The organism is Lutibacter sp., assembly GCF_041562875.1.
In the GTDB taxonomy this organism is placed as follows: domain Bacteria; phylum Bacteroidota; class Bacteroidia; order Flavobacteriales; family Flavobacteriaceae; genus Lutibacter.
On record NZ_JBFFOE010000011.1, the window covers coordinates 1 to 20,447 of the forward strand.

Annotated in this window: 19 protein-coding genes; 7 read left to right on the forward strand and 12 right to left on the reverse strand. The window is 28.4% G+C overall.

Going from position 1 to position 20,447, the window contains the following annotated elements; translation table 11 throughout:
- Positions 1 to 328: 50S ribosomal protein L21 (gene rplU, locus ABY863_RS02910; protein WP_372792763.1), on the reverse strand; the 328-nt coding region annotated here is incomplete at its 3' end.
- 326 nt (positions 329 to 654) lie between these two features.
- On the opposite strand from rplU, the gene ABY863_RS02915 reads away from it, so the two are divergent.
- Both ABY863_RS02915 and ABY863_RS02920 read left to right on the forward strand, forming a co-directional pair.
- Positions 655 to 1,974 carry a M16 family metallopeptidase gene (locus ABY863_RS02915; protein ID WP_372792764.1) on the forward strand — a complete coding sequence of 440 codons (1,320 nt, stop codon included), beginning with the start codon at positions 655 to 657 and terminating at the stop codon, positions 1,972 to 1,974.
- Positions 1,975 to 1,987: 13 nt separating this feature from the next.
- Positions 1,988 to 4,048, forward strand: a complete 2,061-nt coding sequence (locus ABY863_RS02920; RefSeq protein ID WP_372792765.1) for an insulinase family protein — start codon at positions 1,988 to 1,990, stop codon at positions 4,046 to 4,048.
- A 54-nt stretch (positions 4,049 to 4,102) separates the two neighbouring features.
- Here ABY863_RS02920 and ABY863_RS02925 read toward each other — a convergent pair whose 3' ends face one another.
- Entirely contained in the window at positions 4,103 to 4,975 is an 873-nt protein-coding gene (locus ABY863_RS02925; protein WP_372792766.1) for a DMT family transporter, read from the reverse strand.
- Positions 4,976 to 5,064: 89 nt separating this feature from the next.
- Here ABY863_RS02925 and ABY863_RS02930 point away from each other — a divergent pair, with 89 nt between their 5' ends.
- On the forward strand, positions 5,065 to 5,439 hold the full coding sequence (locus ABY863_RS02930) for a cation transporter (RefSeq protein WP_372792767.1): 375 nt from the start codon (positions 5,065 to 5,067) through the stop codon (positions 5,437 to 5,439).
- Positions 5,440 to 5,499: 60 nt separating this feature from the next.
- A complete protein-coding gene (locus ABY863_RS02935; protein ID WP_372792768.1) occupies positions 5,500 to 5,715 on the forward strand; it encodes a hypothetical protein in 216 nt (71 codons plus the stop codon).
- Positions 5,716 to 5,762: 47 nt separating this feature from the next.
- Here the strand turns inward: ABY863_RS02935 and ABY863_RS02940 are convergent, their stop codons facing one another.
- From ABY863_RS02940 to mutY, 5 genes are read right to left on the reverse strand one after another with little or no spacing between them, the layout of a single operon-like run.
- The gene (locus tag ABY863_RS02940) at positions 5,763 to 6,818 is read right to left on the reverse strand and encodes a COX15/CtaA family protein (RefSeq protein ID WP_372792769.1); all 1,056 of its coding nucleotides are present in this window, start codon (positions 6,816 to 6,818) and stop codon (positions 5,763 to 5,765) included.
- Positions 6,819 to 7,373, reverse strand: coding sequence for a gliding motility lipoprotein GldD (gldD, locus tag ABY863_RS02945; RefSeq protein ID WP_372792770.1), 555 nt, complete (start codon positions 7,371 to 7,373; stop codon positions 6,819 to 6,821). It lies immediately after the preceding gene.
- A 9-nt stretch (positions 7,374 to 7,382) separates the two neighbouring features.
- The gene (locus ABY863_RS02950; protein ID WP_372792771.1) at positions 7,383 to 8,702 is read right to left on the reverse strand and encodes a gliding motility-associated protein GldE; all 1,320 of its coding nucleotides are present in this window, start codon (positions 8,700 to 8,702) and stop codon (positions 7,383 to 7,385) included.
- Between the two features lie 22 nt (positions 8,703 to 8,724).
- Entirely contained in the window at positions 8,725 to 9,165 is a 441-nt protein-coding gene (locus ABY863_RS02955) for a single-stranded DNA-binding protein (protein WP_372792772.1), read from the reverse strand.
- A 37-nt stretch (positions 9,166 to 9,202) separates the two neighbouring features.
- Positions 9,203 to 10,243, reverse strand: a complete 1,041-nt coding sequence (mutY, locus tag ABY863_RS02960; RefSeq protein ID WP_372792773.1) for an A/G-specific adenine glycosylase — start codon at positions 10,241 to 10,243, stop codon at positions 9,203 to 9,205.
- 132 nt (positions 10,244 to 10,375) lie between these two features.
- Here mutY and ABY863_RS02965 point away from each other — a divergent pair, with 132 nt between their 5' ends.
- Positions 10,376 to 10,666 (forward strand): HU family DNA-binding protein, encoded by a 291-nt coding sequence (locus ABY863_RS02965; RefSeq protein WP_299528460.1) that lies wholly within the window; start codon positions 10,376 to 10,378, stop codon positions 10,664 to 10,666.
- Between the two features lie 276 nt (positions 10,667 to 10,942).
- Positions 10,943 to 12,493, forward strand: a complete 1,551-nt coding sequence (locus ABY863_RS02970) for an Rne/Rng family ribonuclease (protein ID WP_372792774.1) — start codon at positions 10,943 to 10,945, stop codon at positions 12,491 to 12,493.
- Positions 12,494 to 12,539: 46 nt separating this feature from the next.
- Here ABY863_RS02970 and ABY863_RS02975 read toward each other — a convergent pair whose 3' ends face one another.
- Together ABY863_RS02975 and uvrC are read right to left on the reverse strand one after the other, a co-directional pair.
- Positions 12,540 to 14,777, reverse strand: a complete 2,238-nt coding sequence (locus tag ABY863_RS02975; protein WP_372792775.1) for a patatin-like phospholipase family protein — start codon at positions 14,775 to 14,777, stop codon at positions 12,540 to 12,542.
- Entirely contained in the window at positions 14,774 to 16,564 is a 1,791-nt protein-coding gene (gene uvrC / locus ABY863_RS02980) for an excinuclease ABC subunit UvrC (RefSeq protein ID WP_372792776.1), read from the reverse strand. Before uvrC ends, ABY863_RS02975 begins: the two co-directional genes overlap by 4 nt.
- Before the next feature lie 171 nt (positions 16,565 to 16,735).
- Between uvrC and ABY863_RS02985 the strand changes: the two genes are divergently transcribed.
- The gene (locus tag ABY863_RS02985) at positions 16,736 to 17,968 is read left to right on the forward strand and encodes an aspartate aminotransferase family protein (protein ID WP_372792777.1); all 1,233 of its coding nucleotides are present in this window, start codon (positions 16,736 to 16,738) and stop codon (positions 17,966 to 17,968) included.
- Between the two features lie 336 nt (positions 17,969 to 18,304).
- Here the strand turns inward: ABY863_RS02985 and ABY863_RS02990 are convergent, their stop codons facing one another.
- Genes ABY863_RS02990 through ABY863_RS03000 form a run of 3 tightly spaced genes read right to left on the reverse strand, consistent with a single transcriptional unit; the run spans position 18,305 to position 20,446 of the window.
- On the reverse strand, positions 18,305 to 19,012 hold the full coding sequence (locus ABY863_RS02990) for an aromatic aminobenezylarsenical efflux permease ArsG family transporter (RefSeq protein ID WP_372792778.1): 708 nt from the start codon (positions 19,010 to 19,012) through the stop codon (positions 18,305 to 18,307).
- Positions 19,013 to 19,450: a nitrophenyl compound nitroreductase subunit ArsF family protein gene (locus tag ABY863_RS02995; protein WP_372792779.1), complete on the reverse strand. Its 438-nt coding sequence runs from the start codon at positions 19,448 to 19,450 to the stop codon at positions 19,013 to 19,015.
- An 18-nt stretch (positions 19,451 to 19,468) separates the two neighbouring features.
- The gene (locus ABY863_RS03000; RefSeq protein ID WP_372792780.1) at positions 19,469 to 20,446 is read right to left on the reverse strand and encodes a permease; all 978 of its coding nucleotides are present in this window, start codon (positions 20,444 to 20,446) and stop codon (positions 19,469 to 19,471) included.
- Between the last annotated feature and the right edge of the window lies 1 nt (position 20,447).

Here is a 20,447-nt window from a genome sequence, read left to right on the forward strand (position 1 = left end):
CTTTTTTAGTTGCTCCACTTGCAGCAATACTTTCAATTTGGATTTCAGTTAAAAACTGGCGATGACCATTTTTCTTTTTGTATCCTTTTCTACGTTTCTTTTTGAAAACGATTACTTTATCACCTTTTAGGTGACCTAAGATTTTTGCCGTTACTTCGGCTCCTTCTATAACTGGGGCGCCAACGGTTACTGTACCTTCACTTCCTATAAGAAGAACTTTATTAAAAGAAACTTTCGCTCCTTCTTCTTCTTGTAAGCGGTGTACGTAAACCTTTTGGTCTTTCGCTACTTTAAATTGCTGCCCTGCTATCTCTACAATTGCATACATACGTATAATATTTTCGCTTTGTTAATAATTTAATTACCTCTTTAATTAAGGCGGGTGCAAATATATAGATTTTTTCTTATTCAACAAAACAAATTTAACCCAAAGAAAAAAACCTTCAAAGCTCCTTAATAATTCATTTCCTTAATGTTACGTTAATTTTTAAGTTGAATAACTTATTCCCTATAAAATTTACTTAAATTTGAAATTCATTTTTGCTATGAAACCTACTTATCTATTTTAAAATTATTTCATTTCAAAAATTGTAACATCTAGTAAAAATCTGCGTCCTATAGCGCAATATTAATTAATTTAACCTATCAATAACTATGAGAAAAATGTATTTCTTAAGCCTTTTAGGGTTATTTTTTAGTGTAAACACATTTGCACAAAAAGTAGCTTTTGAAGAGTATGACTTAAGCAACGGTATGCATGTAATTTTACATCAAGACAATTCAGCACCACTTGTAACAACATCAGTAATGTATCATGTTGGCGCAAAAGATGAAAACCCTGAAAGAACTGGTTTCGCTCACTTTTTTGAACATTTATTGTTTGAAGGGACCAAAAATATTGAAAGAGGTGACTGGTTTAAAATAGTGTCATCTAACGGTGGAACTAATAATGCGAACACCACTCAAGACAGAACATATTATTATGAAGTTTTCCCCTCTAACAATCTAGAATTAGGTTTATGGATGGAATCTGAAAGATTATTACACCCAGTAATTAATCAAATTGGTGTAGACACACAAAATGAAGTTGTAAAAGAAGAAAAACGATTAAGAGTTGATAACTCTCCTTATGGGCAATGGAATGGTGAAGTATTTAAAAACTTATTTGAAAAACACCCTTACAAATGGACAACTATAGGATCTTTAGATCATTTAGATGCTGCAACTTTACAAGAATTTCAAGATTTTAATAAAAAATATTATGTGCCAAACAATGCCGTTTTAGTTGTTGCAGGTGATTTTGAAACAACAACAGCAAAAAAATTAATTGCAGATTATTTTGGAACTATCCCAAGAGGAGAAGAAATAACGCGTACTGTAATACAAGAAAATCCTATTACAGAAGAAATAAACACAACTTTTGAAGATCCAAATATTCAAATTCCAGCAGTTTTCACAGTATATAGAACTCCTGCAATGACAACAAGAGATGCTAGAGTTTTAGATATGATTTCAACTATTTTAAGTGATGGGAAAAGTTCTAGATTGTACAAAAAATTAGTAGATGACAAGAAAAAAGCAATGCAAATTGCTGCTTTCAATTATTCATTAGAAGAATATGGTGCTTATATAGTATTAGCACTTCCTTTAGGTGAAAACACATTAGATGATTTAGTTGTTGAAATGGATGAAGAAATTGTAAAAATTCAAACAGAATTAATTTCAGATAAAGAACTTCAAAAATTAAGAAATAAGTTTGAAAATCAATTTGTAAATTCAAATTCAAGTGTTGAAGGTATCGCAGGTTCATTAGCAACATTCTATATGCTTTATGACGATGTAAATTTAATTAATACCGAAATTGAAATTTACAATTCTATTACTAAAGAAGAAATTAGAGAAATTGCTAAAAAATATTTAAACCCTAATCAACGATTAGTGTTAGATTATTTACCAAAAAAAGATAAAGCATAAAACACAACAACACATGAAAACAAAATATATATCAATCATAACATTCTTATTTTTGACACTGTCATTGTCTGCACAAGTAGATAGATCAGTTCAACCAAAACCAGGACCTTCACCTAAAATTAATTTAGGGAAGCCTCAAACTTTTGAACTTAAAAATGGCTTAAAAGTTTTAGTAGTTGAAAACCATAAATTACCTCGTGTTTCTGCTATGCTAACTATTGATAATAACCCAATTTTTGAAGGAGATAAAGCAGGTGTCTCTAGTTTAACTGGAAGTTTAATAGGGTCTGGAACAAAAAACATAAGTAAGGATGCTTTTAATGAAGAAGTTGATTATTTAGGTGCTCGCTTATCATTTTCAAGTCAAGGAGCTCGATTAAATTCATTGTCTAAATATTTTCCAAGAATTTTAGAATTAATGGCTGACGGTTCTCAAAATCCAATTTTCACTCAAGAAGATTTTGATAAAGAAGTAAATATTTTACTAGATGGAATTAAATCTGGCGAAAAAAGTGTTGGAGAAATTGCAAGTAGAGTGCAATCTGCTTTGGCTTATGGGAAAAATCATCCTTATGGTGAATTTACATCCAAAGAAACTGTTGAAAATATTAGGTTAGCTGACGTTCAAAATTTTTATAACACCTATTTCAAACCTAACAATGCTTATTTAGTAATTGTTGGTGATGTTAATTTTGAAGAAGTTAAAAAATTAATTAAAAAGCAATTTAACAATTGGAAAAAAGGTGAATTACCTACTTATACAATTCCTGTTGTAAATAACGTTACTAAAACAGAAATTGATTTTATTGATATGCCTAACGCAGTACAATCTGATGTTACTGTTTTAAGCACCGTTGATTTTAAAATGACAGATAGTGATTATTGTGCTATTTTACTTGCTAACCAAATTTTTGGGGGCGATTTTAATAGCTACTTAAATATGAACTTACGTGAAGCACATGGTTATACTTATGGTGCAAGATCTGGTATTCGACCAGACAAAAATACTGCTGCCTTATTTACAGCTGGAGCACAAGTTAGAAATTCAGTTACAGACAGCACTGTGATTCAAACAATGTTAGAATTAACAAAAATCCGTACAGCCAACGTAACATCTGAAGAATTAGAAATTGTAAAAGCTACTTATGTTGGAAGTTTTGTTAGAAATATTGAAAAACCTGAAACAGTTGCTGGATATGCTCTAAACATTCAAACTAATAACTTACCTGAAGATTTTTATGAAACCTACTTAACTAAAATTAATGCTGTAACCATTGAAGATATTCAACGTGTTGCACAAAAATATTTTAGTGCAGACAATGCAAGAATTATTATTACTGGTAAAGCGTTAGATGTATTACCAAATCTTGAAAAGCTTCCATACAAAATAAATTATTTCGACAAAGATGCAAATGCAACTGGAAAACCAGAAATGACAAAACCAATTCCTGATGGTGTTACTAAGCAAACTGTATTTAATAATTATTTTGAAGCAATTGGAGGAACTGAGAAAGTAACTAGTATTACAACTTTTCACAACAAAGCAGAAGCTAGTTTTCAAGGAATGGCTTTAACTATGGAGTCAAAATCAATGGCACCAAACAAACAATTAGTTACCATGTCTGGTATGGGAATGATTTTATCTAAAATGGTTTTTGATGGAGAAAAAGGTTATTCTGAACAACAAGGAAGAAAAACTGAATTAAGCGGTGATATTTTAGAAAAAACTAAAGCTAACATTGTACCATTTCCTGAAGCAGGTTACTCAACTGATGAAAAAGTTTCGTTAGAAAAAATTGAACCAATAAATGGTAGTGATGCTTATGTAATAAAAGAAGGTGATGACACAACAATTTATTATGATGTAACTACAGGCTTAAAAATAAAACAAGTAACTAAAATTGAAGCTAGTGGACAAACAATGTATCAAACTTTTGATTTTTCAGATTACAAAGAAGTGAGTGGTGTTAAATTTCCTCATTCATTTAAAATGACAGTAGGACCACAAATATTTGAGTTTGTTATTAAAGAAATAATAGTTAACGAAGGTGTATCTGATAGTGATTTTGAATAAATAACACATCAAACAATATATTGTAAAAACGTCTCAAGAAATTGAGGCGTTTTTTTATTTAGATCTGTTTACCAAATATACCCCCAATAAAATTATAAAACCTGAACCAAATTGAATAAGGGTTATTTTTTCACCATCAAAAATTCCCCAAGAAATAGCTACTATAGGAATTAAATAAGTGACTGATGAAGAAAATATTGGGTTAGATATTTGAATTAATCTATTAAACATAATCTTCGCTATACCTGTTCCAAAAACTGATAATATCACTAAATATAAAATAGCTGTTATACTAGTTTCTGTAATTTTAAACGTGGTGAAAAAATCAGTAAACCACAATACTATTAATGTTGGAATAATTAATAAAACAAAATTTCCAACAGTAATACTCAATGCATCTAAATCATGTAAATATTTCTTTAAAATATTCACATTTAAAGCATAACCAACTGAAGCAATTAAAATAAAACTTGCGTAAAAATAATCTTGATTAGGATTTAGCTCTGCTCCTTTTAATATTAATAATACAGTTCCAACCAATCCAATTAAAACCCCTATTAACTGTCTTTTTCTAAATCCAAAACCAAAAATTAAAGCTCCAAAAATTAAGGTATTTAATGGTGTAAGTGAATTTAATATGGATGCTATTGAACTATCAATTTTCTCAATAGCATATGCAAATAAAAATGCAGGAAAAAAAGTACCAACAAAACCATTTAAAGTTAAATAATACCAATGTCTTCTTTTAATTTTTAATAAGCGTTTAAATCCAATTAACAATAGGAATACTGATGTAATTAAGATTCTAAGTGCACCAACTTGAACTGGAGTTAAGCCAACCAAGGCTCTTTTCATTAAAATAAAAGAAGTTCCCCAAATTATTGAAAGCACAATTAAGTAAACCCAACGTAATTTATTATTTTCCATTCAATCAAATAAAGTGCAAAAATCGTATAATTATTCGTTTTTAAAATTATTAGTTTCTAAATTCGCTTAATAATTAAATAAAAATCCTTATGAAAATATATATCTCAGTTTTAATAATATCTTTTGTACTGTTTTCTTGTAATGAAACAAAAAAAGATTCAGTAAAAAAAGTGGAAATTTCTAAACAAGAGGTTGCAGCAGTTTATAAAAACTTAGAAGTAGAAATTGAAGGAATGACTTGTGAAATTGGTTGTGCTCGATTAATTGAATCTAAGTTATCTAAAGTTGATGGCATAACCTATTCAAAAGTTAACTTTGAAGCTAAAAAAGGGTTATTTACCTATGATGAAAACAAAATAAGCAAAGAAGGTATTATTGCTAAAATAGACGGAATTGCTGGGGGTGACTTATATAAAGTGACCAAATCAACTTACATTACAGAAATTATTAAAGAAATTAAATAAAAAAAATTAATTGTCATAAATTTATCTTAAATTTGCATCTTAAATAAAAATCAATCTAAAATGAAACACATTAAATTTTTATTAGCAATCGCTTTAGTAAGTGTTATTGCTATCTCTTGTAAAGAAACTCCAAAAGTTGAAGAAGTTGCTCCAGTAGTAGAAGAAGTTGAAACTTCAGAAACTGTTGAAGCTATTGAAGATGCTCAAGAAGTTTTAGTAGCTGCTGATTCTCTTGCAACTACTGCTAAAGAAATAGTTGAAGAAGAAAAAGAATAATTTTTCTCTTCAAAATTTAAAAAAGCTTCAATTTATTGAAGCTTTTTTTATGCCTTATTTTTTCGAAATGAGTACTGTAAAAATAACATATTCATAAAATATAGCAATCCTACCAATTGATGACTCACACCTAAAAATAAAGGTATTTTACCTTTTACATATAATACAGTAAGAATTCCTAAAACAATTTGAGCTAAAACTAAAATTAACGAAATAGCCAACCATATTTTTGAAATTCCTTCAACTTTTCCTTTTAATTTAAAAAACATATAAATGGTTAAAGCACCTAATAAATATGCTAACATTCTATGTGTTAACTGTATAAATGCTGGAGCAAATAAATAAGTGTCATAATTTATCATATTTTCCCAACTCCAATTTGCTGATTTTAGTAATACATCAGGAATAAATTCCCCATTCATATCTGGCCAAGTTGGGTAATATAAACCCGCTTTCATTCCTGCCATCAAACCTGCAAAAATCATTTGTAAAAATGTAATGCCTACAACCATTGAAACTATTGGCTTTCTAAAATTTATTTTATTAGTACTTGGCAAGTAAACATCCGCAATTGTTTTTACCATAGCCCAAATAACTAAAATAGCAAATACAAAATGTATTGTAAGTTTGTATGCATTTACCCAAGGTCTGTTTACCAAACCACTTTGCACCATAATCCAACCTGCAGAAGCAGTTAGTATTGTTAATAAAATTACCAATACTAAACGTTTTATTAAATAAAAATCTAATTGTTTTTTAAAAACAAAAATTATAAATGGAATTAAGAAAATAAACCCTAATGACCGTATCCAAAGTCTATGAAAATACTCCCAGAAGTAAATAAATTTAAAATCTTGAACAGTAAATAATGAATTTATTTTATGAAACTGTGGTGTTTGCTTATATAATTCAAATGCCTCTAACCATTGTTCTGCATTTAATGGAGGAATAACTCCCGTAATTATATCCCAACGTGTTATAGAAAGCCCTGAGCCCGTTAAACGTGTAATTCCACCTAAAATAACCTGACCAACTAACATAATTAGTCCAACTATCAACCAGCTTCTAATTGTTTTTGTGTATTTAAATTTGCTTGCTAACATTTATTTCCATTCTAAAGTTTCAATCAAATGCATCATATCCTTTTCTAAATATTTTATAGTAGGAACAATTGAATCATAATTAGGTTTTGCATAAAAATACAATGCACCTGAAAGTACATTTTTCACACTGTCAGTTGCCCTAAATTGAATATTTGTTGCAACATTTCCTTCAATATTATATAATTTACCATAAACTTTTTTATCTGAATTTTCAAAAGGTCTATAATCAGGAATTGCATCGGCCTTTATAGTATGTTCAAAAGTTAATTTTTCAATTTCTTTTAAAATTTCATCTAAATTACCTTCAACTTTTCTGTAAGTAATATAAATGGTTGCTTTTAATTCAGGGTACTCTATAGATAGCCAGCAATTATTTTTAAAATTAACCTTAGCTAGATTTGAAATTTCAAAACTGTAAGGACAATTTGTTTCAATTTTTTTATAAGAAGTTATTGGATATTGTAATGTTAAATAAGGCTTTGGTTTTGGAACTATTTCCTCTCCGCAAGAAAATAAAAAAAAAGCTATAATTATGAATCCACTAAAATTTTTCATTGTACTGTTTTAAATATTTCTGTGGATTGTGATTTTTATTTGTTTAATTCTCTTTTTATCCATTGATTCTATTTTAAACGAACAATTTGCAAATTTTATTACTTCATTTTTTCTTGGGAATTTTCCACAAACCTCTAAAATAAAACCAGCAACCGTTTCAGATTCACCTTTGTGTTGGTCAAATAATTCTGAATTTTCAATTTCCAAGATTTTATAAAAGTCTTTTAAATTGGTTTTACCTTCAAACAAGTAATTATCTGCATCTAATCTTGAATATAGTAATTCTTCATCGTCAAATTCATCACTAATATCTCCTACAATTTCTTCAATTACATCTTCCAACGTTACAATACCACTTGTTCCTCCATATTCATCTACAACAATTGCTAAGTGGTTTTTCTTTTCTTGAAACTCTTTCAATAAATCGTCTAATTTTTTGTTTTCAGGAACAAAATAAGGTTCTCTTATTAATTTTTGCCAATTAAAATTTGTTTCATTTAAATGAGGCAATAAATCTTTTGCATATAAAATACCAATAATTTCATCAGTACTTTCTTTATATACAGGATTTCTTGAGTACCCTTTTTCAACAATTTTAGCAATAACATCTTCATATAATTCTGTAATTGATAGTGCAAAAATATCAATTCTGGGAATCATAATTTGACTTGTTTCAGTATTTCCGAAATTAACAATACCCTCTAATATTTTTTGTTCATCTTTTGTTGTAGCTTCATTTGAAGTTAATCCTAAAGCTTGAGATAATTTTTCAACTGATAAATTTGATTGTTTTTTACCTAATTTCTTTTCAATAATAATTGTTAAACTCATTAATGGTGTGCTTACCAAGGTAAGTAATGAATTTAATATTTTTATTGGGTACGCCATAAAAATGGCAAATTTTAACGAATTTCTTGATGCATACACTTTTGGTAAAACTTCTCCAAATAACAAAATTAAAAAAGTAACCAAAACTACTTCAATTACAAATTTTAATAAAATTGGGGTAATTTGACTAAATATCGTATTTCCTATATATGCAAACAATAATACAATTAAAATGTTAATGAAATTGTTTGAAATAAGAATAGTTGCCAATAATTTTTGTGGAGTTTTTAATAACTCTACAACAATTTTTTGCGTACTTAATTTAGATTCAGATGCTTTATTTATTTCTTCTTTAGAAAGTGAAAAAAAAGCAACTTCAGCTCCAGAAATTAAGGCTGATAAGGCTAACAATAAAAAAAGTGCTAATACACTTGAAAGTAGTAAAAAATCAATACTACTACTAATAAATAACATTCGTAAAAATATGGGTTCAGGATCCAAATTAATTTCTATTTAATTAAACTTAAAAAGGCAAATCATCATCTGCAACATCACTTATTGATTGCTCTTGAATCGTTGTTTTTTCAATTTTTACATCAGGAGCTTGTTCTGGTTTATTTAGCTCTTTTTTTGTGGTTAAAAATGTCATATCAACCACATGAATTTCAGTAGTGTATTTTTTATTTCCTGCTTCATCTTCCCACTGACGTGTTTTTATACGACCTTCACAGTAAATTTTATCACCTTTTGTTAAATATTTTTCACAAATTTCAGCCAATTTATTTCTAACAACAATATTGTGCCACTCTGTAGTTGTTACTTTTTCTCCAGTTTGCTTATTCGTATAGGTCTCATTTGTAGCAATTGGAAAACGTCCAATAGCATTACCTCCTTCAAAATAATGCATTTTAACTTCGTCTCCTAAATGCCCAATTAATATTACTTTATTTATTGTACCTGCCATAATCTCAAATTCATTTGTATCAAAAGTACTAAAAAATTTAGTGTGTTTTATATTGGTTTAAAAAATTATCTATCAATGAAGAAACCGGATATTTTTTTATAGCATCCCAAGAAAGTAAAAAATCTTGTGAAGTTTGAGTATTTACAACCCAAAACTTAGTATAAATGTGTTGATGAGATAATTTATGTATCACGCTATCTTTATTAAAAAGTCTCACAGATGTTGAAATATTTTTAAACAATTCTTGGAATTTACTATGTTCAAAAAGTTGTTTTTCACCAATTTCACTAAGTGTCTCAATTAAAGGGAACTCATAAAGATTTAACCAAATACCTTTTTCTCTTTTTACAATTTTAGTTCTATTATCTTCCGTTTGAATCACTATATAGTTAAAATACCTATTTTTTACTTTTAGCTTTTTTTCTTTTACAGGAAGTAGTTTAATTATTTTTTTTGACAATGCGACGCAACTATTGTTTAAAGGACAATTCTCACAATCTGGGTTTTGAGGTTTACACATTCTCGCTCCAAATTCCATAACTGCCTGATTGTGTGTGCCTGGGTTTTCAACATTAATTAATTCTTGTGCTAATTGTTTAAACTCTTTAATTCCTTTGGTTGAATTAATAGGTGTATTAATACCAAAATAACGAGCTAACACTCTGTAAACATTCCCATCAACAACAGCTGTGACTTCATTAAAACAAATTGAAGCTATTGCAGACGCTGTATAATCTCCTACTCCTTTTAATTTTAATAATTCATTATAGGTTACGGGAAATTCACCATTAAGTTCATTAACAATATGCTTCGCTGAAAAATGTAAGTTTCTAGCTCTTGAATAATATCCTAACCCTTGCCATAATTTAAGCACTTCTTCTTCTGAAGCAGAAGCTAAGTTATTTATAGTCGGAAAATTCTCGATAAATTTAAAATAATAGGCCATTCCTTGGTCTACTCTAGTTTGCTGTAAAATAATTTCGGACAACCAAATCTTATAGGGATTTACTGTTGTCCTCCAAGGTAAATTTCTTTTATTATGTAAATACCACAATACTAAGTGATTAGAAAATTTCATTCGTTTTTTTGTAAAACGCAATAATACAAGATTTAATTGATTAAATTTTAATGAATTAACTTTTTAGAATTGATTTATATATACTATATTTGCCGTCTTAATTTTATAATAACATATATAACAATATTAAAAATGACGAAAGCGGAAATCGTATCAAGCATTTCAGACAAATCTGGAATTGAAAAAGCAGATGTTTTAGCAACTGTTGAAGCGTTTATGGACGAAGTAAAGGTATCTTTAGAAAAAGGCGACAATGTTTATTTAAGAGGTTTTGGTAGTTTTATTATTAAAACAAGAGCTGAAAAAACCGGAAGAAACATATCAAAAAATACAACTATTAAAATTCCTGCACACAATATCCCTTCTTTTAAACCTGCAAAAGTATTTGTAGAAGGAGTAAAAACTAAAGTAAGTGTATCGTAGGTACAGCATATTTATTAACATAAAAACATCCTTTTATTATGCCAAGTGGTAAAAAAAGAAAAAGAGCAAAAATCTCTACTCATAAACGTAAAAAAAGAGCGAGAGCTAACAGACACAAAAAGAAAAAGTAAGCTAAGCTTACTTTTTTCTTTATAATTTAAAGTTCATTGAAATAAATATTTACACTAAAACTGTAAATATTGTTGGGTATAAATCCTGTAAAAACTAATTATAAATAGTTTAAGTTTAAATGCTTGAACATAAAAACAATTCAGAGTGAAAACGGAATTAATTATTAGATCAAACTCCTCTGATATTGATTTTGCCTTATTAAAAGACGGTAAATTAACAGCCCTTAACAAAGAAACAAACGGAAATAAATTCTCAGTAGGAGATATTTTTTTAGCTAAAATTGGAAAAGTTTTATCTGGTTTAAACGCCTCATTTGTTAACGTAGGTTACGAAAAAGACGGCTTTTTACATTACCAAGATTTAGGGGCACAATTATTATCATTAAACAAGTTTATAAAAGGTATTAGCACAGGTAAAGTTAAAGATTACACTTTAAATAATTTTCAACTAGAAAACGACATTGATAAAAATGGTAGTATAGTTGATGCATTAAAAACAGGACAAAGTTCATTAGTACAAATTGTAAAAGAACCAATTTCTACAAAAGGACCACGCATGAGTTCTGAAATATCTATTGCTGGTAGATATATGGTTTTAGTTCCTTTTTCTGATAGAGTTTCAGTATCACAGAAAATTACTGATTTAGAAGAAAAAGAACGTTTAAAAAGACTTGTTAAAAGTATTAAGCCTAAAGGTTTTGGTGTTATTATAAGAACTGTAGCTGTAAATAAAAAGGTTGCAGAACTTGATAGAGATATACAAAACTCATTAGAGCGTTGGGTGGCAATGTGTAAGAAAGTTAAATCTGTAAAAACACAACAAACACCTGTAAAAGTATTAAGTGAATTAAATAGAGCCTCTTCAATTTTAAGAGATTTATTTAATGACTCATTTACAAACATTGTTACAAACGATGAAGTTTTGTTTTTAGAGATTAAAGAATATTTACAAGAAATTGCTCCAGAAAAGGAATCTATTGTAAGTTTATATGAATCAAGCGTTCCAATTTTTGAGAAATTTGGAATTGAGCGTCAAATAAAAACATCATTTGGACGAACCGTTTCAATGAGTAAAGGAGCTTATTTGGTTATTGAACATACAGAAGCACTTCATGTAATTGATGTAAATAGCGGTAATCGCTCAAATAAAGCTACAACACAAGCAGATACAGCTCTTGAAGTAAATTTAATTGCAGCATCTGAAGTTGCGAGGCAATTACAATTACGAGATATGGGTGGCATTATAGTAGTTGATTTTATTGATATGCATACAGCTGAACATAGACAAAAGTTATATGATCATTTAAAAGCTGAAATGGATTTTGATAGAACAAAACACAAAATACTACCTCCAAGTAAGTTTGGTTTAATTCAAATTACAAGACAACGTGTACGACCAGAAATGGTGATTAAAACTCAAGAACCAAATCCTAGCGGTTCTGGAGAAGTAGAAGCTCCAATTGTTATTTTAGATACAATTAAAGCAGAGCTTGATAAGCTAATTATTCTAAAAGACCACAAAAAGATAATACTAAATGTGCATCCTTTTATTGCGGCTTATCTAAAGAAAGGAATTCCATCAATTCAGCAACGATGGTTTGCAAAATATAAAAAGTGGATTAAAATTTTACCTAGAGATGCTTACCAATATTTAAGATTTGATTTTACTGATGACAAAGGTGAACTCATTAAATAAGGCATTTACAATATCTAAAAGTCCTGCATTTTATGCAGGGCTTTTTTTAAAACCAATACCCAACATTAAAATACCAATATTTCTTATTGTGGTCAGGTGACCATGCATAATTAATTTCTATTGGTCCTAAAAAAGTATCTAAACCATATCCAACCATATAACCAGATTTGGTATTATCAAAAATCCTTCCTTCATTAAATAAATCGCGTTCTACTCTTGCATAGTTTCCTGCTGCTGAAAAATAATTTTTTGGTAAAAACTCATACCTTAAAGTAAGTGTAGATTTTAAAAATGAATTTTCAGAAAGCTCAGCAAAATCATACCCAAAAAACGGTATTAAAGTATTTATATAGTTTTCACCATATCCCCCCACATTATAGTTTAACACCCTATTTTCATTTTTACCAATAGTTATACCTGCTTCAGAAATAAAATGTGTAGTTAGCCTATTAAAAAAAGTATGGGCCAAACCTATTTCCCCTTTAAATTGAGAAAAAGAGACAAAATTAAAAGGCTCCAATTCAAAATCACTCTGATAATTTGAAGATGTTAAATACCATCTAAAATCTGCATTCAAATAAAATCCTTTCTTTTGAAAGTATTTTTTATCATATGTATCAATCTTTATGTATGATATCAGATTTAAATAATCAGATTTATCAAAATAACCTCTTTCATTATTATCCAAATTATTTATGTTTTCAAGAGATGATATGGTTTCAGTATATGCTCTAATACTTTTTTGCTCAATTCCAACCCCAATAGCAAATTTCCTATTAAAAACAGTTTGCAAATAGATTTGATTTGTAAAATCTTCATACTGTAAATTAATTTTATTAACACTTGCAGCATCAAAATTAACATTGGCATTAAAATTATTATATCTGGATTTGATTCCAAAACTCCAATAAAAGCCATTGTCTATAAAATAATTGATGTTATACCGAATATTATCTCCCAAAATAACATCAGCCGAAATAACATCGTTTTTATAAAAAATATGTTTTTGTGTTGTGTTTAATAAAATTCCTGTTTTATAAAAATCATCATAATGCACTCCTAATTTTATAAAGTTAGAAAATTCTTGTTCCTTTACTTTAAATTTAACCAAACTACCATCCTCTTCATTTACAATATTATACTGAATACTTTCAAAATTATTAGTTGCAGTTAGGTTATTAATACTTTCAATTAATTTTTCATAACTAGTTGTATCTCTGCTTTTAAAATTTAACTTACCTAATATATAAGCCCTTGTATAATATTTATTTCCATCTATTTCAATTCTTTTAATATGAAATTTTTGAATTTGTTTAGTATTTACTTTTTTGGTTTCCTTTTTAACCTGTTGGTCAGCAATATTTTTCAATTGAACTATCTTTTCTCTGGCTGCAATTTGGCCTGCATACATAATTTCATGTATTTTATCAAAAGAAATTACATTAAAGTCTTTTACATTAGGTTTTATTAATATGTCTGCATTTTCATGTTTAGAATTATTTGCTTGATGAATTTGAAACCCTACAATTTGATTTAATATTTCTACAGCAGAATCTAATCCTTTTTTATCTTTTAATCCACTCTGAATATCCACTCCAATAATAATATCTGCACCCATAGCCTTTACTTCATCTATAGGAAAATTGTTCACAATTCCACCATCTGTTAATAATTTACCATCAATTTCAACTGGAGCTAATAATGTTGGAAAAGAACCACTTGCTTTAACTGCTTCAGGTAAAAACCCTTTAGTTAAAACCTCCTGTTTCCCAGTCTCTAAATTAGTTGCAATACATAAAAATGGAATTGGCAAATCATTAAAATCATTAATATTATTAACATGTTGAGTCAATTTGGTTAGTAAATTAAGAACATTTTGTCCTTGAGATAATGCTCTTGGTATTCCAACTTTTCTATTCACAATTGGCAATGATAAAGCATACTTTTCTCCACTTTCTTTTTCATAAAATGGTTTTGATTTTCGTGGTAAATCATCTAACAGTATTTTTTCAAAATTAATGGAATTAATAATAGAATCTAACTGATTTCCATTATAACCTGATGCATATAATGCACCAACAATTGCGCCCATACTTGTTCCCCCAATATAATCTATTCTAACACCTGCTTCCTCTATTACTTTAATTGCAGCTACATGTGCAAATCCTTTGGCTCCACCTCCACTAAGAACTAAACCTACTTTAATATCTTTTTTTTCAATAACTTCTTGTGAAAACAGAAAGTTTATTGAAAAAATAAAAGTTATTATTAGAATTTTTTTCATAGTTGCTTATTTTTATAATAGTCTACAATTTTAATGGCTCTGCTTTTTCCAACAACATTTTCAATAGCTTCAAATGAAGCTTCAGAAATTCTTTTTACCGATTTAAAATGTTTCATTAAAGATACAATTGTTTGGTTACCTATTCCTGAAATTTCTTCAAGCTCATTGGTTAAAGAATTTTTACTTCTTTTATTTCTGTGATGTGTAATACTAAACCTATGCGCTTCATTTCTTAATTGTTGAATAATTTTTAAACTCTCAGAAGTTTTATCTAAATACATTGGTACTGAATCCCCTGGATAATAAATTTCTTCCAAACGTTTAGCAATACCAATAATTGCAATTTTATTTCTTAATCCTAACACGTCTAAACTTTTTAAGGAGGCTGATAATTGCCCTTTTCCACCATCAATTACTATTAACTGAGGCAAATCTTGTCCTTCTTCAAGCAAACGTTTATAGCGTCTAAAAACTACTTCTTCCATAGAAGCAAAGTCATCTGGGCCTTCAACAGTTTTAATATTAAAATGCCTATAATCCTTTTTACTTGGCTTCCCATTTTTAAAAACTACACAAGCCGAAACTGGGTTTGTACCTTGAATATTTGAGTTGTCAAAACATTCAATATGCCTTGGTTCAACTGTAAGTCGTAAATCTTTCTGCATTTGTAACATAATTCTATTTACATGCCTATCTGGATCTACAATTTTAATTTGTTTAAGGCGATCTTGCCTATAGTACTTCGCATTTCTAATGCTTAAATCTACAATTCTCTTTTTATCTCCAAGTTTAGGAATTGTAACTTTTATGGTTTCTCCTAAATTTACTTCAAAAGGCACATAAATTTCTTTTGAAGTAGAATTAAACCTCTGTCTAATTTCAATAATTGCTAATTCCAACAATTCCTTATCACTCTCATCTAATTTCTTTTTAATTTCAGAAGTATGTGATTGAATAATTGCACCATTTATTATTTTAAAAAAATTAACGTAGCTATACGTTTCATCTGAAACAATTGAAAAAACATCAACATTTGTAATAGATGGATTTACAACTGTAGATTTTGCCTGATAATTAGCCAATAATGCTATTTTTTCTTTAATTTTTTGAGCTTCTTCAAACTCCATATCATTTGAAAATTGTATCATTAACTCTTCAAATAACACCAATGAATCTTTAAAATTACCTTTAATAATATTCCGAATAGCGCTAATATCTTCATTATAATTTGCTTCAGTTTGCAACCCTTCACAACCACCTTTACAATTTCCAATATGAAAATCTAAACAAACTTTATATTTTTCAATTTCAATATTTTTTTCACTTAAATCGTAATTACAACTGCGTAACAAATATAATTCCTTAATTAAATCTAACAAGGCTTTTACAGCTCTTACAGAAGTATAAGGTCCATAATATTCTGAACCATCTTTAATTACATTTCGTGTTAAGAAAATTCTTGGATAACGCTCTTTTTTAATACAAATCCAAGGATACGTTTTGTCGTCCTTTAATAGTACATTGTAACGTGGCTGGTATTTTTTAATCAAATTATTTTCCAGCAGCAAAGCATCTGTCTCAGTATTAACAACAATGTGTTTAATATTGGCAATTTTTTTTACCAACATTTTTGTTTTACCGTATTCGTGATTTTTATTAAAATAAGATGCAACTCTTTTCTTTAAGTTTTTTGCTTTTCCTACATATAAAATAACCCCATTTTTATCATAATACTGATAAACGCCAGGCTGATTTGGTAAAGTTTGTATTTGAATTTCTAATTCCAAAAAATAAGTTGATTTTAAAAATTAAAATTACTGCTTTTTATTGAATCTTGCATTGGTTTTAGCAGATTGAATTCAAAACACATTTCTTATAAAAAAACGTATTTTTGCGGAAAACATAAAAATTCGCTTTTAAAACGAATTTTTTTACAGATAATTTAAAGTTATTAGAAAATGAAATATTGGAAAAAATATTCGAAAGAAAAATTAATAGAAAGAATTGACGGTGCATTAGAAGCAAATGTTAATTTTCAAACAAGTAAATTCTTAGGTTATCCTGTTTCCCGCTTAGATGAAAACGTATTCAATACAAGTGGTGGATTTTTAGATGTTTCACCTTTATTAAAATCATTTATTGCAAATCCAAACAATATTGGCTGCCATACTTTAGGCAAAAGTGAAGAAGCTTTTAAAGGTTCTCAAGAATTAGAAAAAGAAGTAATTCGAGTTTTAGCCGTAGATATTTTTAAAGCTGAAGAAGAAGAATATGATGGATATATTGCTACAGGAGGAACTGAAGCAAACATTCAAGCGCTTTGGATTTACAGAAATAAATTTAAAAAAGATTTTAATGCTACTTTAGATGAAATGGTGATCCTATCTTCTGAAGATACGCATTATTCAGTTCATAAAGGCTCCAATTTATTAAGTGTTGATACCGTTTCAATTCCAGTAAATTTTGATTCAAGAGAGATAATTGTTGAAGAGTTAGATACTATTGTTAGAGGCTTAATTTCTGAAGGCAAAAAGTATTTTATGGTAATTTCAAATATGGCTACAACTATGTTTGGATCTGTTGATAATCCTGATATTTATGCTAATATTTTATTGAAACACAATGTTGAATTTAGAATTCATATAGATGGCGCTTTTGGTGGATTTATATATCCAATTTCAAATAAAAAATCAACCATCAATTTTCAAAATCCACACGTTTCATCAATCACAATTGATGCACATAAAATGCTGCAAGCTCCATACGGAACAGGTGTTTTTTTATGTAGAAAAAACTTAATTGAAAATGTACTTACCAAAGAAGCTCAATATGTTGATGGAATGGATTTAACCATAGTTGGTAGTCGTTCTGGGGCAAATGCTATTGCTGTTTGGATGATTTTATTTAGTTATGGATATTATGGATGGTTTGAAAAAATAAGCACTTTATTACTTCGTACAGAATGGTTTTGTAAACAATTAAATGAACTAAATATTGAATATTTTAGAGACCCTTATATGAATATTGTAACCTTAAAATCGAAATTTGTTCCTGAAATACTAGCTCAAAAATTTGGGTTAGTACCTGATACTCACAATGGAGTAAATAGTTGGTACAAAGTTATTATGATGGATCACGTTGAAATTGATGATTTACTAAAATTTGTAAATGAACTTAAAAGAAGTTTATAAACTAAATAAATTCAAATACTCGTTTTAATAACGGGCATTTTTTATTTCCCAAATAATCCAGATTTAAAATCGTCCCAATGAGAAAACAGCTCTCTAAAAACTAAAAATGTTACTATAAAAACTACGATAGCAATTACTATCTTTTTTCTTTCTGCTTTCATATTGTTGATTTAAACCGGATTGCTTTAAACTAAAATTATTAATTAATAATAAAAGAATAAAATATTAAAGCTACTAAAACCAATAAAAATAAGATTTTAGTTTCGGTTGGAGCATTTTTAATTTGATTAAATATTTTCATAATTATAAGTTGCAATTTTTCGCTAAATTATAACATTAAATTAAACCCGTAAAAATTAAACCATAATAAATTCCTGTTATAACAAATACAATACCTGCAATAGAACGCATTACCTTTTCAACCTTGGTAATTTTAGCGTAAAAAATGCCAACATTTCCTGCCGCAAATGCCAGTAAGTAGGTAAATAAAAGCACTGGAAGCCCCGTTCCAAAGGCAAAAACAATTGGCAAATACAAACCGTCTAAACTTGAAATTGCCATTGGAATTAACATTCCAAAATACAAAGCACCACTATAAGGACAAAAAGCCAATGCAAAAATAACGCCTATTAAAAAAGAGCCTAATAAGCCTTTTCCTTTCAATTTCTCAGTCAGTTTTTCGGTAAAGTTATATTTCCCTAAGAAGTTAAGTCTAATAATATTCAACATAATTAAACCAACAAAAATCAATAATGGTCCTAAATACTTTTCTCCATTTTGTTGAAAAAATCTTGCAATATGAAACTTACTTGCTCCAAAAAATAGAATTAAACCAATAGCCGTATAACTAAAAGCTCTTCCTAAAGAATAAACCACACCACTTAAAAACACTACTTTTTTATTAGCAATATTTTTTGAAATAAATGCTGTGGCTGTAATATTGGTTGCTAACGGACAAGGACTGATTGAAGTCATTAATCCTAATACAAAAGCTGATAAAATAGGAATATTGTAGTTTTCAAGAAGTGCTTGTAAATAATCCATTTATATGCTTTTTAGCTCCTTTTCCAACTTCGATTTCATCTCAATAGAAAAAGCAGCTTGGTCATTTCCTTTCATAAAAGCAAATTCAGTTAAATCAATTTGAGTTTCTTTTCCATCAACAATAACATTTAAAAATAATGCTGTTCCGGTTGCTTCAAATTTTTCAGCTAATTTGTAATTTTTTTCATCATCTACATTTACAACCTGAAATGTGATGTTTTCGTTTTTTAATTCTTTAGAAAAATATGTATCCAGAGTATATCTTGTACTCGCTTCAATGGCATTGCAAGTCATACATCTATGCGTTGAGTGAAAATCAATCACTTCAATTTTATTTGCTGCTTTTTTGTTTATAGGTTGGCTGTTTTGCGCTTTTCCATTACAAGAGAATAAAAATACGCTAATCACTGTTATTACTAAAATACTAAGCTTTTTCATTGTTTAAAATTTAAATGGTTAAAAAATTATATTAAATATATATCCTGAAATTATAATACAGAGCGTTACAACTCCAAAGAAAATTCCTATTAATTTAAAGGTCATAACCTTTTTCAAAAGCATTGCTTCTGGTAATGATAAACCTACTACTCCCATCATAAATGCAATAGCAGTTCCTAAAGGAATTCCTTTTGAAACTAATACTTGAACTACCGGCAAAATTCCTGAAGCATTTGAATACATTGGAACGGCTAAAATAGTAGCAATTGGAACAGCAAAAAGATTATCTTTACTCATATACTGCTCAAAAAAACCTTCTGGAATATAGCCATGCATTAAACCGCCAATGGCAATACCAATAATTACATAGGGTAAAATTCCTTTTAAAATTGTCTTCGTGTCAATCCAAATTGAAGGTAATCTGTCTTTAAAAAGAATTGATTTGGTTTTAAATTCACCAGTCTCCTTTTGTGATTTTTCCAACACTTGTTGTACCCAAGGTGTTAAATATTTCTCCAATTTTAATTTTTGAAGAATGACACCTGAAATAGTTCCTAATAAAATTCCACTCATCACATATATAATAGTTGTTTTTAGACCAAATAATCCAATAAATAATCCAATTGCAACTTCATTCACCAAAGGTGATGTTATTAGAAATGAGAAAGTAACACCTAATGGAATTCCTCCCTTTACAAAACCAATAAATAACGGAACTGAAGAACAAGAACAAAACGGTGTAACCACGCCAAATAATGAAGATATTAGGTATTCAAAACCATATAATTTTTTGCGTGATAAGTAATTTCTAACTTTTTCAACAGGAAAATAGCTATTTACTATTCCCATAAAAAAGATGATTATAAAAACTAGCAGTAAAATTTTTACACTATCATAAATAAAGAAATTTAACGCTTCAGCTAAATGATTTCCTTCTTTTAGCTTGAAAATATCAAAAACTAACCAATCTGCTATTTGTTGAATCCAATCGAACATT